This window comes from Streptomyces sp. NPDC056835 (assembly GCF_042789485.1).
In the GTDB taxonomy this organism is placed as follows: Bacteria; Actinomycetota; Actinomycetes; order Streptomycetales; family Streptomycetaceae; genus Streptomyces.
The window spans coordinates 122,280-138,265 of the sequence record NZ_JBHUBB010000002.1; the positions used below are offsets into that span (position 1 = coordinate 122,280).

Annotated in this window: 11 protein-coding genes; 4 read left to right on the forward strand and 7 right to left on the reverse strand. The window is 73.1% G+C overall.

The window, feature by feature from the left end; genetic code table 11:
• Window positions 1-101: 101 nt before the first annotated feature.
• Entirely contained in the window at window positions 102-1,187 is a 1,086-nt protein-coding gene (locus ACFRMN_RS03045; protein ID WP_383012386.1) for a hypothetical protein, read from the forward strand.
• On the opposite strand, the gene ACFRMN_RS03050 is transcribed toward ACFRMN_RS03045, so the two are convergent.
• On the reverse strand, window positions 1,177-3,108 hold the full coding sequence (locus tag ACFRMN_RS03050) for a DUF6350 family protein (protein WP_383012389.1): 1,932 nt from the start codon (window positions 3,106-3,108) through the stop codon (window positions 1,177-1,179). The two genes, ACFRMN_RS03045 and ACFRMN_RS03050, sit on opposite strands and share 11 nt — an antisense overlap.
• Before the next feature lie 116 nt (window positions 3,109-3,224).
• Here ACFRMN_RS03050 and ACFRMN_RS03055 point away from each other — a divergent pair, with 116 nt between their 5' ends.
• Window positions 3,225-4,724 (forward strand): helix-turn-helix domain-containing protein, encoded by a 1,500-nt coding sequence (locus ACFRMN_RS03055; protein ID WP_383012392.1) that lies wholly within the window; start codon window positions 3,225-3,227, stop codon window positions 4,722-4,724.
• 125 nt (window positions 4,725-4,849) lie between these two features.
• On the opposite strand, the gene sucD is transcribed toward ACFRMN_RS03055, so the two are convergent.
• The 6 genes from sucD to ACFRMN_RS03085 form a co-directional block, all read right to left on the reverse strand.
• Window positions 4,850-5,734: a succinate--CoA ligase subunit alpha gene (sucD, locus tag ACFRMN_RS03060; protein WP_382520531.1), complete on the reverse strand. Its 885-nt coding sequence runs from the start codon at window positions 5,732-5,734 to the stop codon at window positions 4,850-4,852.
• 20 nt (window positions 5,735-5,754) lie between these two features.
• The gene (gene sucC / locus ACFRMN_RS03065) at window positions 5,755-6,930 is read right to left on the reverse strand and encodes an ADP-forming succinate--CoA ligase subunit beta (protein ID WP_383012395.1); all 1,176 of its coding nucleotides are present in this window, start codon (window positions 6,928-6,930) and stop codon (window positions 5,755-5,757) included.
• A 252-nt stretch (window positions 6,931-7,182) separates the two neighbouring features.
• On the reverse strand, window positions 7,183-8,325 hold the full coding sequence (locus ACFRMN_RS03070) for a VWA domain-containing protein (RefSeq protein WP_383013010.1): 1,143 nt from the start codon (window positions 8,323-8,325) through the stop codon (window positions 7,183-7,185).
• 152 nt (window positions 8,326-8,477) lie between these two features.
• Window positions 8,478-10,946, reverse strand: a complete 2,469-nt coding sequence (locus ACFRMN_RS03075) for a DUF5682 family protein (RefSeq protein WP_383013013.1) — start codon at window positions 10,944-10,946, stop codon at window positions 8,478-8,480.
• Entirely contained in the window at window positions 10,904-12,019 is a 1,116-nt protein-coding gene (locus ACFRMN_RS03080; protein WP_383012398.1) for an AAA family ATPase, read from the reverse strand. The genes ACFRMN_RS03075 and ACFRMN_RS03080 overlap by 43 nt, the downstream gene beginning before the upstream one ends.
• Window positions 12,020-12,203: 184 nt before the next feature.
• Window positions 12,204-12,638, reverse strand: coding sequence for an MmpS family transport accessory protein (locus ACFRMN_RS03085; protein ID WP_383012401.1), 435 nt, complete (start codon window positions 12,636-12,638; stop codon window positions 12,204-12,206).
• 131 nt (window positions 12,639-12,769) lie between these two features.
• Between ACFRMN_RS03085 and ACFRMN_RS03090 the strand changes: the two genes are divergently transcribed.
• Entirely contained in the window at window positions 12,770-14,125 is a 1,356-nt protein-coding gene (locus ACFRMN_RS03090) for an SWIM zinc finger family protein (protein ID WP_383012404.1), read from the forward strand.
• Between the two features lie 127 nt (window positions 14,126-14,252).
• Entirely contained in the window at window positions 14,253-15,974 is a 1,722-nt protein-coding gene (locus ACFRMN_RS03095; protein ID WP_383012407.1) for a DUF5691 domain-containing protein, read from the forward strand.
• Window positions 15,975-15,986 lie beyond the last annotated feature (12 nt).

The window sequence follows — 15,986 nt, forward strand, 5'->3', positions numbered from 1 at the left end:
CTTGGCCGGGAGGTAGCGTCTGGGGACAGGGTTCGTCTCCGGGACGGGCCATACGAGACAAGACCCCCGCGCACTGGGTCTGAGGGGAAGACGTTCACCTGATGCCGGACCGACGCCGCCGCACGGCACTCCGCCTCCCGCCGCCTTCTGGGCCGGTGCTGCTGCCGCGGGAACGCCAGTCCTCTTCCACCGGACCCTCGGGGACCTCCGAGCACTCCGGGACGGGCGCTCCCGGGACCTCCAAGACACCGGACGCTTCCGGGACACCGGGCACCTCCGGGACACCGGGGACCTCCGGGACACCGGGCGCCTCCGGGACACCGGGTCCTGAGTCCGCGGGCTCCGGCTCGCCGGGCTCGTCCTCGTCGGGCCCCGCCGAGGACAACCCGTTCGCGCCGCCGCCCGAGGGCAGGCCCGACCAGCCGTGGCAGCCCCGCCATCCCGAGCACGGTGGTAACTCGTCGAACGACGGATCCGGCCCGGGGCGGGGCGGCTGGGGCAGCCAGTGGAGCAGCCGCCAGCCCGGTCGCTCCCAAGGCGGCTTCGGCAGCCGTCCGGGAAGCCCCAACGGTCAGAACGGCCAGAACGGTCAGGGCTCCGGCAAGGACGGGCCCGACGGAGGCCGCGGCGGACTGCGCTGGGACCCGACGGACCCGGCCCAGCGCCGCGCCCGCTATGCCCTGCTCTCCGGGATGTGGGCCTTCTTCTTCGCGCTCTTCGACTTCCCGGAGATCGCGCTGCTGCTCGGGGCGCTGGCGCTGTACTGGGGCATCAGCTCGCTGCGTAACAAGTCCAGGAAGCCGTCGTCGGACACCGACGGCGCGGCGGCCGACGGCTCGTCCCCGGCAGCGGTGCGGTCGGCCCCCACCCCGGCGCAGCCGGGACAGGCGACGCAGGTGGCGCAGACGGGACAGGCTGGACAGGCAGGACAGCCGGCACCGTTCGGCGCGTCCGGCCAGTCGGGAGCTCCGGTCCCGGCGTCGAGCAGGCCGCAGACCACCGCGGCGGTGAGCGGGCTGGTGACAGCCGTCATCGCGCTGGCGATCGTGGCCACGACCTTCACGGTGCAGCTGGTGTACCGCGACTACTACACGTGCGTGAACGACGCCCTGACGACCGCGGGCCAGCTCTCCTGCAACGATCAGCTGCCCGACTCGCTGGTGCCGGTCTTCGGCGTCAAGGAGTAACCGCCCCAGGTCCCTCGCCCGCATCGGAGCCGCCTTTCCTGGGGAAGGGCGGCTCCGGCATGAGCGGCCCCGGCCCGGAGGCGGGACGCTCCCCGGGCGGCGGCGGTGTGGCCGGGAAGTCGGCCATCAGACCTCCCGACGCCTCCTTGAACGCCGCCCATCGCGCCTCCCGGGCACCGCGCTCGTGCCAGGCCTCGGCCGGCAGGAAGTCGTACGGCTCGAAGTCGGGATCGAACGCTTCCGGCCCGCCGGCACCCGCGCCGCCCGTACCCCCCGCGCCCGAGGTCGCGCCCGAGCCCGCACCCGCACCGGGGCCCGCCCCGGCCTCCGCCACCTCCAGCCCGTCCAGGATGTCCAGGCCACCGCTCGCCTCCCGTCCCTCCGACGCCGCGAGTGATGCCGGTGTCTCCGCGCCCACGCCTCTCCGTCTCGTCCTTCGCCGCCAGGGCGCCGGCCACCACGCTCCTCCCGAAGCACCGGACTCCGCGCCCCCGGCCCCCGCCCCGGTCCGGGTCCGGGTCCTGGGCTTGGGCTTGGGCTTGGGCTCGGTCAGGTCCCCGGCCCCTGCCCTCGCCCCCGCCCCCGCCCTCGTCGCGGGGAGCGGTTCGGCCGCCGGTACGTCCTTCAGGCGCGGCTCCCGCAGCCGCCAGAGCCGGAGCAGCAGCGCGGTCGGTACGCCGAGCGCCACCGTCCACGCCAGCGCCGCGGCGCCCGTCAGCCACCACACGGGGCCGAACGCAGCCAGTCTGCCGTTCCCCAGCGGACCGCCCGCGAGCCCCGCCGGCACCGCGGTCAGCCCCGCGCACACGACGCCCCCGAGCGCCGCCGTCAGCGCCGTCCCACGCGCGCTCCACGCCTCTTCCCGCAGGGCGTACGGGGGCGCGGCCACCCGTGCCGTGAACCAGGCGACCGCCAGCCCCGCGACGGCCGGCACCCCGGCCGCGGCCCAGTTCGCCGCCGTGCCAGGACCGTCCGGTACGGCGGCGAGCAGCGGGAAGGACGGCAGCGCGGGGGTGCCGACGACCCCGAGCGGGGTGGCCGTCGCTGTCGTACCGAGCGCGAAGCCGGGCCCCAGACCGTACGCGGCGCCCCAGACCGCCGCGTTCGGCACCAGCGCCAGCCCCAGCAGCAGCACGGCGACCCGCCCCGACCAGTCACCCGCGAGCTGGACGAACGAGGTGTGCGCCGGATCTCCGTGCCATACGAGCGAGGCCCCGACCAGGAGCGCGCCGCCGCCCACCAGCAGCAGGAAGGCCGCCGCCCCCGAGCGCCCCGCGACGACGATCCCCCGGCGTCCCGCGGGCGCCCAGACCGTACGGGCCAGTGATCTGCGCACCGCCCCGGGCAGCCGCTTGGGCAGCGGAACGCGCGGACACCCATGCGCCGTCCATGCCCCGGCCGCCGCCGAGAGCACCGTCAGCACGGGCAGCGTGAGCGCCGCGCGCAGTGGATGCGTGGTGAGCGCGCCGCCGCTCGCATAGATCACGGCGGCCGCGCCGACCAGCAGATACCCCCCGGATACGGTGCAGACGGCGCCGAGCCCGGTGAGCTGGGGCCGCCCCTCGTCGGGTTCGAGGGCGTCGCGTGCGGCGCGGTAGGCCAGCCAGGCCGGCAGACCCATTAGGAGCAGCGGTACGACTCCGATGGGCGCGGGGGTCCCGGAGAGGGTGTCCTCGCGCACCAGCTCGACGCCATGGCTCAGCAGCCAGAGTCCGGCCGCGATATGCAGAGCACCGCCCGCACCGCTGTCGGGGAACGGTGAAGTGATCCACATCGCCATCACCAGCACGGCGATCGCGCCGAGCCCGAGGCACGCGGCGATGGCCCCACGGAGGACGGCGGAGGTCAGCGCAGCGGCCCTACCACGCTCAAGGGCCGCGGCCGAGGACAACGGCGCACTGTGTTCGGTCAATTGGGTCACGAAGTCATGCTGCCCACGACACCCATCTAATTCGCGCAACAGGCGCATAGTCGCCGTGTCGCCCAATATACGTTTATGTGCTTTTTCGCCCAGAACCGTGCTGCGGGGAGTCCCACATGACGCAGAAGGCCACGCAGAGCACCGCACGAGGCACCAAGGCCGGCGCCCCGTCGCTGCCCGCCCCCGAGCATCGGCGAAGACTGCGCGAGTCGAGGCCGATGACCGAGAAACAGGCCGCCGCCGCGGTGGGCGTCACGCGGTCGACGCTCAGGTCCTGGGAGACCGGGCGTACGACTCCGCGCGGGCGCAAGGCGGAGCTGTACGCGAAGCTGCTGGCCGGGATCGCCGCGGAACTCCGGGAGAAGGCCGCGCTGGAGGAACGGACCAGACGGGAGGCGGAGAAAGCGGCGGCGCAGCGGTCCGCGGCGCGGAACCGGAGCACATCCGCGTCCACGAGAGCCGTGCGTACGACGAGAACCGCCGCGGCGCCCACGGCCGGCGCGGCACCACCATCCGCGCCCACCACCGCCGGGCGCGGCCGTAAAGCGAACGCGGCGCCCGCGAACGCGGCGTCAGCGAGCGCACCCGCCACGAGCCGGGCAGGAAAGCGCACGACCAGAAAGCGCACGGCCGGAAAGGGCCCGTCCGGAGCAAGCCCGTCCGGCGCGAGCACGGCGGAGGCAAGGACGGCAGGGGCAAGCACGACGGCAGCGAGCACGACCGGGGCGAGCACGACCGGAGTGGCCGCGCCCGCCGCTGATGTGCGCAACACCGACTGGCCCGACCCACCCGACGTCGGGATCGAGGCACGCACGCCCGACGAGGCCTTCGACGCCCTGTACGCGTTCACCGCGCCCGCCCTCGTACGCCAGGCGTATCTGCTCACCGGCAGGCGGGCCCTCTCCCAGAAGTCCGTCGAGCGCGCCTTCCATCTCGCGTGGGCGCGCTGGCCCGAGGTCGCGATCGACCGGGACCCGGCGGGCTGGCTGCGGGCCGCCGCGTACGAGTACGCGATGTCGCCGTGGCACCGGCTGCGCAGCCCCCGTATGCGCCCCGATTCGGTCCCCCGCGACCAGGAGCGGCCGGATGAGCGGGAGTTGCGCGAGACGCTGCTGCGTCTTCCCGCGTCGTACCGCCGCACGCTGCTGCTCTACGACGGGCTGGGCCTCGATCTGCCGGAGACGGCGGCCGAGACCGAGGCGAGCACCCCGGCCACCGCCAACCGGCTGCTGAACGCGCGCAAGGCGGTCGCCGCGCGGCTGCCCGAGCTGACCGACACGCAAGTGCTTCAGAGGCGGCTCGGCATGCTCGTTCGGGCGGTGGCACCACCCCCGATCGCACCGGCGCCGGCCATGAGGTCCGGCTGCGAGCGGCGGGTCCGGTTCTGGACGCGGGCGGCCATCGCCTTCACCGTGCTGATCGTCGGGGCGACGGGGTTCACCCTGGCCACCGCCCCGACGCAGTATCAGCCACGGGTGTCGCCGGGCGAGCGGGTCGGCGGTGTTCCGGTGCCCAACGGACCGCAGCGGCTGAGCAAGCAGGACCTGGTCCTGCGCGACAAGCTCCGCCACGAGCCGGTGACGGGCCCCCACCGGCTCGTGCCGCGACCGGGCTGAGCGGAGGCGCTGAGCAACGACGCTGAGCGATCTTCGACCACTCAGGAACGCGCGTGGGCCCGCACCCGGGAGAGGGTGCGGGCCCACGCGCGTGGCGTCCTGCGGAGAGGCGGAGAGGCGGAGATTCAGCCCGCGAGGATGGCGCGAGCGAGCCCGGCCGTCTCGGTCGGCGTCTTGCCGACCTTCACGCCCGCGGCCTCCAGGGCCTCCTTCTTCGCCTGGGCGGTGCCGGAGGAGCCGGAGACGATGGCGCCGGCGTGGCCCATGGTCTTGCCCTCGGGCGCGGTGAAGCCCGCGACGTAGCCGACGACCGGCTTGGAGACGTTCTTGGCGATGAAGTCCGCCGCGCGCTCCTCGGCGTCGCCGCCGATCTCGCCGATCATCACGATCAGGTCGGTCTCGGGGTCGGCCTCGAACGCGGCGAGCGCGTCGATGTGCGTCGTACCGATGACCGGGTCGCCACCGATGCCGACGGCCGAGGAGAAGCCGATGTCACGGAGCTCGTACATCATCTGGTAGGTCAGCGTGCCGGACTTGGACACGAGACCGATCCGGCCGGGCTTGGTGATGTCGCCCGGGATGATGCCCGCGTTGGACTGGCCGGGGGTGATCAGGCCGGGGCAGTTCGGACCGATGATCCGGGTCTTGTTGCCCTTGCTGCCCGCGTACGCCCAGAAGGCGGCGGAGTCGTGCACCGCGATGCCCTCGGTGATCACGACGGCCAGGCCGATCTCGGCGTCGATGGCCTCGATGACGGCGGCCTTGGCGAAGGCCGGCGGCACGAAGACGACGGACACGTCGGCGCCGGTCTTCTCGATGGCCTCGGCGACGGAGCCGAAGACCGGTACGGAGGTGCCGTCGAAGTCGACGGACGTGCCGGCCTTGCGCGGGTTCACACCGCCGACGATGTTGGTGCCGTCAGCGAGCATGAGCTTGGTGTGCTTCATGCCGGTGGCGCCGGTCATCCCCTGGACGATGACCTTGCTTTCCTTGGTCAGGAAAATAGCCATGGTGTTGGAGTCCCTGTCCCTTACTTCGCAGCCGCGAGCTCGGCGGCCTTGTCGGCCGCGCCGTCCATGGTGTCCACGCGCTGCACGAGCGGGTGGTTGGCGTCGGACAGGATCTTGCGACCCAGCTCCGCGTTGTTGCCGTCCAGACGCACGACCAGCGGCTTCGTGACGTCCTCGCCCTTGCTCTTGAGCAGCTCAAGAGCCTGGACGATGCCGTTGGCGACCTCGTCGCACGCGGTGATGCCACCGAAGACATTGACGAACACGGACTTGACGTCCGGGTCGCCGAGGATGATCTCCAGGCCGTTCGCCATGACCTCGGCGGAGGCGCCGCCGCCGATGTCGAGGAAGTTGGCGGGCTTCACGCCGTTGTGGGCCTCACCGGCGTACGCGACGACGTCGAGGGTCGACATGACCAGACCCGCGCCGTTGCCGATGATGCCGACCTCGCCGTCGAGCTTGACGTAGTTGAGGTTCTTGGCCTTGGCCGCGGCCTCCAGCGGGTTGGCGGCGTCCTTGTCCTCAAGCGCCTCGTGCTCCGGCTGGCGGAAGTCGGCGTTCTCGTCGAGCGAGACCTTGCCGTCGAGCGCGATGATCTTGCCGTCGCCGGACTTGATCAGCGGGTTGACCTCGACGAGGAGGGCGTCTTCCTTGATGAAGACGGTCCACAGCTTCTGCAGGACGTCGGCGACCTGGTCGGCGATCTCGGCCGGGAACTTCGCCGCGGCGACGATCTCGGCGGCCTTCTCGGGCGTGCAGCCCTCGTTGGCGTCGACCGGGATCTTGGCGAGCGCGTCGGGGTTCTCCTCCGCGACGACCTCGATCTCCACGCCGCCCTCGACGGAGGCCATGGCGAGGAACGTGCGGTTGGTGCGGTCCAGCAGGAAGGAGACGTAGTACTCCTCCGCGATGTCCGCGGTCTGGGCCAGCATCACCTTGTGGACCGTGTGGCCCTTGATGTCCATGCCAAGGATCTGACCGGCCTTCTCGACGGCGTCCGCCGGGTCGGCGGCCAGCTTCACGCCACCCGCCTTGCCGCGCCCGCCGACCTTGACCTGCGCCTTGACGACGGCCTTGCCGCCGAGCCGCTCGGTCACCTCGCGAGCCGCGTCAGGCGTCGTGATGACTTCACCGGCCAGCACCGGTACACCGTGCTTGGCGAAGAGGTCCCTCGCCTGATACTCGAACAGGTCCACGCGTGTCCGTCCCTTTGTCTTTTAAACCGCAGCCTGGTGATCGCGGGTTCGTTGTCTGCGTGGGCGTGCCGCGAAGGGCAACGTGACTGCGCTGTCACAGAGGGAGGCGTACTCGCTGTCCGGTACGCGGCATGTCCGTCTCGCAGGTTATCCCCGTGGGCAGTAGGTCCCTAAATCGCAGATCACAGATGAGCGGTGATACCTGTCACAGAGCGGTGATACCCATCACAGCCGGCCCGGAAGCCCTCCGCGTCACCGGGAGATCGCCCCGTTCGGCAGCTCCTTGTCCGGTATGGGAAGGGGGCGCTTCTCGATCGCCGCCGCCATCACCTCCGGGAAGAGATCGGGGGTGCAGGCGAAGGCCGGCGCACCGAGCGCGGCGAGGGCCGCCGCGTGCTCGCGGTCGTACGCGGGCGCTCCCTCGTCGGACAGCGCGAGCAGCGCCACGAACTGCACGCCCGACGCCTTCATCGCCGCGACGCGCTTGAGCATCCCGTCACGTATCCCGCCCTCGTAGAGGTCACTGATCAGTACGACCACGGTGTCGGCGGGCCGGGTGATCCGCGACTGGCAGTAGGTGAGCGCGCGGTTGATGTCGGTGCCGCCGCCGAGCTGGGTCCCGAACAGGACATCGACGGGGTCGTCGAGCTGGTCGGTGAGATCGACGACCGCGGTGTCGAAGACGACGAGCCGGGTGGCGAGGGAGCGCATGGAGGCCAGGACCGCTCCGAAGACCGAGGCGTAGACGACCGAGGCCGCCATCGAACCGGACTGGTCGATACAGAGGATGACCTCCTTCTTCACGGACCGCGCGGCGCGGCCGTAGCCGATGAGCCGCTCCGGCACCACCGTGCCGTGCTCCGGGAGGTAGTTCTTGAGGTTGGCGCGGATCGTACGGTTCCAGTCGATGTCCCGGTGGCGCGGCCGGTTGACGCGCGCGGACCGGTCGAGCGCGCCGGTCAGGGTGGCGCGGGTGCGGGTGGCGAGCCGCTTCTCGATGTCCGCGACCACCTTGCGCACGACGGCGCGCGCCGTCTCCTTGGTCGTCTCGGGCATCGCCTTGTTGAGCGACAGCAGGGTGCCGACGAGATGGACGTCGGCCTCGACGGCCTCCAGCATCTCCGGCTCCAGGAGCAGCGTGGAGAGCCCGAGCCGGTCGATCGCGTCACGCTGCATGACCTGGACGACGGAGCTGGGGAAGTACGTACGGATGTCCCCGAGCCAGCGGGCGACGGCGGGCGCTGAGGCTCCGAGCCCGGCGGAGCGGTCGGTGCCGGCGGCGTTGCCCTTCTCCTTGCCCGTGCCGTAGAGGGCGGACAGCGCGCCGTCCATCGCCGCGTCCCTGCCGGAGAGCGCGCTTCCCGTCCCGTCGGCGCTCTCCCCGCCGAGGACCATCCGCCAGCGGCGCAGCCGCTCGTCGGCGGCGCGGTCCGTCCCGTCGGTGCCGATACCGCCGGTGCCCGCGAGGCCGGTGCCCCCGCGGTCGCTCGTTCCGTCGCTCGTCCCGCCGCCCGTTCCGTCGCTCGTCCCGCCGCTCATTGCGCCGCTCATCCCGTCGCCTCCAGAAGATCGTCGCTGTCGTCGGTGGTTCCGATGCCGTCGGAGCCCAGCAGCAGACGGAGCACCGGCAGTACGGCGTCCGCGCGCGCCTCGTCGAGCCCGGGGCCGAAGCCGGGCGCGATGGCCTCGGGCGCCACCGGGCCGCCGTGCGCGGGCCCGCGCCTGACCAGCTCGCCCAGCGTGCGCCGTACGCCGGGCTCGTACGCGGAGAACGTGCGGCGCAGCAGCGGGAGCACATCCGTGAAGGCCTCGGCCGACACACCGGTCAGCCAGGCGTCCACCAGGCCGAGGAGGCGTTCGTCATGGACCAGGAGCATGCCGCCCGCGCTGCTCGCCGCCTGATGGCGCCCCGCGCCGGACGGTCCGCCGACGAAGCCCTCGATCCAGGCCGCCGCGTCGGTCGGCGGGGTTCCGGGTGACAGCGCGAGCCCCATGAACCGGGCGGCCTCGTCCTCGGCGAGCCGGCCGTCGTCCAGCAGCAGCCGGGCGGCCCGGCCCCTGATCACCCCGGGGACGGTGTCCCGTCCGGCGAGCTTGCGCAGGACGGCCCCCCAGCGCCCGGCCAGATCACGGCCGTGGCCGTCCGGGAGGAGCCCGACAGCCGTGTGGACGCTGTCGAGATGCCCCCGCATCTCGGCCGCTCCGTCCGCGTCGAGCCCGGCGCAGGCGGGCGGCAGACCGACGCAGATCCGCTCGGCGAGCCCCGCCGCCACCTCACCGAGCGCCCCGGTGTCGGTGGAGCGCACGTCCCCGTACCGCAGCGAGCGGGCCAGCGCGGGCAGCGCCTGGGCGAGCCGGCCGACGTCGGCGTCGAGCGCGGCACGGTCGGCGAGGGCCCGCATCACCACGGGCAGGGCGTTGGGAAGCGCGGCCAGCAGACAGCGCTCGGCCAGCGCCGTGACCTCCGCGAGCGCGGTCGCCGAGAGGGCCTGTGACTCGGCCTTGGCGGTGGCGGCGGAGAGCACGGTCGTGCCCCATACGCCGGCCTCCGCGACCCGTACGTACAGCTCGGGCTCCCAGCGCAGCCGCCAGCTCTCCCGGAACGTGCCGGTGCTCCCCCGCCCCACGGCCGGTTCGCCCCAGTCGATACCGAGCAGACGCAGCCGGTGCAGGAGCCTGCCGCGCTCCGCGTCGGTCTCCTTGCGCAGATCGAGATCCAGCTCGCGCTCCAGCGCGTCCGGTTTGAGCCGCAGCGTGCGCTGGAGCGCGGTGAGATCACGCTGGAGCGGCACGGCGGGGGCCGCGTCGGGGACCTCACCGAGCACCTCGCCGACGATGAGCCGGTCGTGGATGAGGTCGAGCGGCACATCCGATCCCTCGCACATCACGGCCCGGACCGCGTCGGTGGTCTCGGTCAGACCGGCGAGCGGACGCCCGCGCATGGCGGCCAGCGTCTCGGCGAGCCGTACCGCCTCGATGACATGGGCGGAGGAGACGGTCCTGTCCTCCTCCCGGAGCAGTCCGGCGACCTTGGTGAGCCAGCGCTCCACGGGGCGGTCGGGCACGCCGAAGAGATGTCCGTACCAGCCGGGCGAGTCGATGCCCGCGCCGTAGCCGCTGTGCCTGGCGAGCCTGCGGTGGGTCCAGGGCACCCAGGTCATTTCGGTCTTGACCTTGGGCAGCCCCTTCATCAGCGCGCGGTCCGCGGCGGCGGTGGTCTTCCGGCCGAGCGCGGGCACATGCCAGGCGCCGCAGACCACGGCGACGCCGTCGTCCCCGAACTCCTTGCGCGCGGCCCTGAGCCGGCTCCGCATATGGGCCTCGCGGACGAGATCGCGCCGGGGCCCGTCGTCGCCGTGCCGCTCGCGCAGCGCGCCCATCGCCTCGGCGACCGCGGCGAACGGCGCGAAGGGGTCGTCCGCGCCGCCGGGGCCCTGGTGCTCGACGACGTCCTCCCACCACCGCTCGGGGTCGTCGTACCCGGCGGCCTCGGCGAGGACGGCCAGGGGATCGATCCGCAGGCTCTCGCCGTGCGGGGATGCGTCGTCGCTGGATCCGTCGTCGCTGGAAGCGCCCTCGCTGGCACCGTCGTCGCCGGCACCGTCGTCGCCGGCACGGTCGTCGCTGGAAGCGTCGTCCGCCGCGGCGAGCGCGAGTGAGTGCGCCGCGGGCAGGTCGATGAACCTGGCCGGTACGTCATGCGCCAGCGCCCAGCGGATCGCGACCCACTCCGGGGAGAATTCGGCCAGCGGCCAGAACGCCGCGCGCCCCGGATCGTCCACCGCGTGCGCCAGGAGCGCGACGGGCGGTCGCATCGCCTCATCGGCGGCGAGCGCCAGCAGCGCGTCCCCCTCGGGCGGGCCTTCGATGAGGACGACCCGGGGCGCCGCCGCGTCGAGCGCCGCCCGTACCGCACGCGCGGACCCCGGCCCGTGATGCCGGACGCCGAGCAGCAGCGGTCCGTGCACCGTGGTCACGCGCTCACCTCGCGGCAGGCGCGGTAGAAGTCCTTCCAGCCGTCGCGCTCGCGGACCACCGTCTCGACGTACTCCTGCCAGATCACCCGGTCCGCCGCCGGGTCGCGGACCACCGCGCCGAGGATGCCCGCCGCGACATCGCCCGGCCGCAGCACGCCGTCCCCGAAGTGGGCGGCGAGCGCCAGGCCGTTGGTGACCACGGAGATCGCCTCGGCCGTGGAGAGCGTCCCCGAGGGGGACTTGAGTTTCGTACGGCCGTCGGTCGTGACGCCGTCGCGCAGCTCACGGAAGACCGTGACGACCCGGCGGATCTCGTCGATGCCCTCGGGTCCGGTCGGCAGATCGAGCGAGCGCCCCATCTGGTCCACGCGCCGGGAGACGATGTCGACCTCGGCCTCCGGGGTGGCCGGCAGCGGCAGGACCACGGTGTTGAAGCGGCGGCGCAACGCGCTGGAGAGGTCGTTGACCCCGCGGTCGCGGTCGTTGGCCGTGGCGATCAGATTGAACCCCCGGACAGCCTGCACCTCTTGTCCCAGTTCGGGGACCGGCAGGGTCTTCTCGGACAGGATCGTGATGAGCGAGTCCTGCACATCGGCGGGGATACGGGTCAGTTCCTCGACGCGCGCGGTCATGCCCTCCGACATGGCGCGCATCACCGGACTCGGCACGAGCGCGTCGCGGCTGGGGCCGTGGGCGAGCAGCCGCGCGTAGTCCCAGCCGTAGCGGATCGCCTCCTCGGGCGTGCCGGCCGTGCCCTGTACCAGCAGGGTCGAGTCGCCGCTGACGGCCGCCGCGAGATGTTCGGAGACCCAGGTCTTGGCGGTGCCCGGCACGCCGAGGAGCAGCAGCGCCCGGTCGGTGGCGAGCGTGGTGACCGCGACCTCGACGATCCGCCGCGGTCCCACGTACTTCGGTGTGATCACCGTCCCGTCGGCCAGCGTGCCACCGAGCAGATACGTGGCCACGGCCCACGGCGACAGCCGCCACCTGACGGGCCGCTGCCGGTCGTCGGCCGCGGCCAGCGCCTTCAGCTCGTCGGCGAACGCGTCCTCGGCGTGCGGGCGCAGCGCCTCCTCGGTCCCGGCGGGCGCGGTGTTTTCGGGCACGGTCATGGATCCCCCTCCAGATCGGTCGACCGGATGTGAGTTCCACGGTGCACCACGCCACTGACAATCGGCCGTCGCCGCGGGCCGGGCGGGACGGGACGTCGCGGACGCGCCCGCGTACGAGGGGAGTTGCCCGGCGACGGGGGGTTGCCCCGGCGACCGGACGGGGAGTTGCCCCGGCGACCGGGAGTTACCCGGCGATCGGGGAAACCGCGATACAGCCGCCCACCGCGGTCTTGCCCGCGTCCTTCTCCTCCTTGATGACCTTGCCCTTGTAGATGATCTTGCAGGTGATCTCGGCATCGGACAGGTCCACGGCGGACGGCATGACACCGGGCGGCATGATGCCGCGCAGCGTGACCGTCTTCGTCCAGGGCAGCGTGGGCTTCTCGACCGTCTCGATCTTGGGCTCCATGGCGTCGCCGCCCCCGCCGTGGTACTCGATCGTGTCGATGTTCTTGCCCGTGACCTCGTAGGTGACCTCGTAGGTCTCGTTGACGGCCTTGTCGACCTCCTCGGTCACGGCCTTGTCGACCTGCTCCGCGGCCTCGGAGCAGGCGCCGAGGCCCAGCGCGAGGCCGGTGACGGCGACGGTGGAGAGGGCGGCGCGGACGGTGCGGTTCATCAGTGATCCCCCGGATCGTGGCGTAGGAAGCTCGCACGATATAGCAAAGGAAAAGCAAAGTCATACTGCCGGTTGTTCGTTGAATGCGCAGGTCAGGGCGATTGTCAGTGGGGCGTTCTAACGTCGTGGACATGAATCAAACGGGGGTGCGCTGGACGACGGAACAGGTGCTCGCTCTGGCTCCTGACGAAGCGTCACGTAAAGCGGGCAACAAACTGGGCACGGCCGGGCCGTGGTCGGAGGCGGGCAGCGGCTCCGCGGGCGCAGTGTGGGGCCTGTGCAAGGGCAGCGGCAGCAAGCCGTATCAGACCATTGTGGACACAACGGGCCCTGCTTACAAGTGCAGTTGCCCCAGTCGGAAGTTTCCGTGCAAGCACGCGCTGGGGCTGCTGCTGCTCTGGTCGGCGGACGAGCGGAGCGTGCCGGATACGGCCGAGGCGCCGGGCTGGGCCGGGGAATGGCTCGAAGGGCGCCGGAAACGGGGTGAGGAGCCGGACGCCGGGAAGGCCGGCGCGGCCGGGTCCGTGAAGCCCGCCGACCCCGAGGCCGCGCGGCGCAGGGCGGAGCGCAGGGCCGGCAGGATCAGCGCGGGCGCCACGGAGCTTGAGCAGCGGCTGACGGATCTCCTGCGCGGCGGGCTGGCCTCGGCGGAGCAGTCGGGGTACGGGCTGTGGGAGGAGACGGCGGCCCGCATGGTCGACGCGCAGGCGCCGGGGCTCGCGGGCCGGGTGCGGGAGCTGGGAGCCATCCCCGCCTCGGGCCCCGGCTGGCCGGTGCGGCTGCTGGAGGAGTCTGCGCTGCTGCATCTGCTGACCACGGCGTGGCTCGGCCGCGACCGGCTGCCGGAGCCGCTGGCGACGACGGTCCGTACGAGGATCGGCCTCCCGTCGCCGGCCGGTGCTCCGCCGGTCAGGGACCACTGGCTGGTCCTGGCGCAGTACGACTCCTCGGACGGCAAGCTCGTCACCCGCCGGATCCGGCTGTACGGACGGGACTCGGGGCGTTCCGCGCTGCTGCTCGCCTTCGGCGCGGCGGGGCGCTCCCCGGAACTGGGGCTGCCGGTGGGCCTGATGATCGAGGCCGAGATCGCCCCGCACGGCGGCTCCGGGCAGCTACGGGCCGACTGGGGACAGCAGTTCGGCACCCCGGCCCCGATCCCGGGACCGCCGCCCGGTGGCTCCACGACAGCGGCGATCGAGGCGTACGGCGCGGCGCTGCGCGCGGATCCCTGGCTGGACGCGTGGCCGGTGACGCTGACCGACGTCATACCCGTACCGGCGCCGGGCGGCGGCTGGCAACTGGCCGACGCGGACGGGGAATCCGCGCTGCCCATCACGGACTCGGCCCTCTCACGACCCGGTCCGTGGAAGCTGGCCGCGCTGTCCGGCGGCGGTCCGGTCACGGTCTTCGGTGAGTGCGGCCACCGCGGCTTCCATCCGCTCGCGGCCTGGGCCGAGGAAATACCGGGGCCGGTCCCGCTGACCTGACGGTTCCGCTCACCCGGAAGTCCCGCTCACCCGAAGGTCCCGCTGACCTGACAGTTCCGCCGACCTGACGGCCCCGTTCACACCCACTGGTCCCGCTCAGCCGACCGCGCCGACAACGGAGGGCTCCATGACGGACACGACTCGCACCACCGACCCGGCCGGCCCCACCGGCACACCCCGCGTCACGACGCTCTGGGAAGGGCTCGTCACCTCCGCGCTGCTCGGTACGGAGCGCCGCACCCCGCCCGCGGAGATCCTGGCCCCGCGCAAGGAGACTCCGGTGGCCCTGCTGGACGCCGCCGCGCTGCACACCGTACGGCGCAGGGCGGGGCTCCTTCCGGCGCGCGCCGCCGCCCGCCCGGAGCCCACGCCCCACGACGGCCGCGCGCGGCTGCCGGAGGCCGCCGGAAGACGGCTCGGCCGGCTGCTGGCCGACCGGTCGGGGTCCTCCGGCGGCGGAGGGCGACGCGGCGCGGCGCCCGATCTCACCGAACTGCTCCCGCAGTGGCTCGCCGCCGCGAATGAGCACGGCTACCGCGCGCCCGCCGCCGTACTGCCCGCGCTGCTCGACGCGGCCCGCGCGCGTACCGACCTGCGACCGCAGGCGCTGACGTTCGCGGGGCCGCGCGGGCTCTGGCTCGCCCGGCTCAACCCGGAGTGGAAGTTCGCGCTGCGGGGTGCGTCCGGCGGCGCCCTGCTGCCCGACCCGCGGGACGGCGAGGCTGTCCGACTGCTCTGGGAGGAGGGCCTGTTCGCCGAGCGGGTCGCGCTGCTCGCCGCCGTACGGTCCCAGGACGCGGAGGCTTCCCGGGCACTGCTCGCCTCAACCTGGTCGACCGAGCGCGCCGAGGACCGGCTGATGTTCATCGACTCGCTGCGTACGGGGCTGTCCGGGGCCGACGAGCCGTTTCTGGAACGGGCCCTGTCGGACCGCAGCCGCAATGTCCGCCACACCGCCGCCGAATTGCTCTCCGCTCTGCCGGGCTCCGCCCTCGCCGGAAGGATGGCGGCCCGCGCGGCGACCTGCGTCAGCATGGACCGCACGGGCGGCGGACAGGTCATCGCGGTCGAGGCGCCGCACGAATGCGACGCGGACATGCAGCGCGACGGCGTGGTCCCGGCCCCGCCCGGCGGCCGGGGCGAACGGTCCTGGTGGCTGGGCCAGTTGGTGGAGGCGGCCCCGCTGGCCACGTGGCCGGCCAGGCTCGGCGGCCGTACGCCCGAGGAGATCGTCGCGCTGCCCGTCCTGGACGACTGGGCCGACGAACTGCACGCCGCGTGGTGCCGGGCGGCCGTACGGCAGCGGGACGCGCGCTGGTCCACCGCCCTGCTGGGCGCGCCCGCCGCTTCCCCGGCCGCCGGTCCCGGTACCTCGTCGCTGGCGGAACGGGCGAAGCTCCTGGCCACGCTGCCGCCCGCCGAACGGGCCTCCTGGGTGGCCTCGTTCATAGCCGCCCACGGTCTCTCGGAGGCGTTCCAGCTGCTCGGCGTCTGCGCGGTGCCGTGGTCGGAGCCCCTGGGCCGTGCGGTCGTGGACGCGCTGGACATCGCCCGGGACGCGGGAAGCTACCCCTGGAGCTTCAGCGGGGTCATGGGCCTCGCCGAGCGATGCCTCGACCCCGCGGAAGCGGACCGGCTGGAACTGCTCACCGCGGCCCAGGACGAGCCGGAAGACGCGTCACCGGGCGCGGGTGGCTACTGGTCGGAAGCTTTCCGACGGCTGGTCTCCACGCTGCGTCTGCGTGCGTCGATGCTGGCCGAACTCAGCGGGCACTACGACCGCGGCCAACTCGCCGACCCCACCGACCCCACCGAATCCAGCGAATCCAGCGAATCGGCAGCGCCATGAGCGACGCCGCGC

What these genes read in the sequence shown, in the direction of transcription:
- ACFRMN_RS03095 (WP_383012407.1), top strand. Translation starts at nt 14,253, where the DNA reads ATGACGGACACGACTCGCACCACCGACCCGGCCGGCCCCACCGGCACA.
- ACFRMN_RS03055 (WP_383012392.1), top strand. Translation starts at nt 3,225, where the DNA reads ATGACGCAGAAGGCCACGCAGAGCACCGCACGAGGCACCAAGGCCGGC.
- ACFRMN_RS03090 (WP_383012404.1), top strand. Translation starts at nt 12,770, where the DNA reads ATGAATCAAACGGGGGTGCGCTGGACGACGGAACAGGTGCTCGCTCTG.
- ACFRMN_RS03070 (WP_383013010.1), bottom strand. Translation starts at nt 8,325, where the DNA reads ATGGTCCTCGGCGGGGAGAGCGCCGACGGGACGGGAAGCGCGCTCTCC.
- ACFRMN_RS03080 (WP_383012398.1), bottom strand. Translation starts at nt 12,019, where the DNA reads ATGACCGTGCCCGAAAACACCGCGCCCGCCGGGACCGAGGAGGCGCTG.
- sucD (WP_382520531.1), bottom strand. Translation starts at nt 5,734, where the DNA reads ATGGCTATTTTCCTGACCAAGGAAAGCAAGGTCATCGTCCAGGGGATG.
- ACFRMN_RS03045 (WP_383012386.1), top strand. Translation starts at nt 102, where the DNA reads ATGCCGGACCGACGCCGCCGCACGGCACTCCGCCTCCCGCCGCCTTCT.
- ACFRMN_RS03085 (WP_383012401.1), bottom strand. Translation starts at nt 12,638, where the DNA reads ATGAACCGCACCGTCCGCGCCGCCCTCTCCACCGTCGCCGTCACCGGC.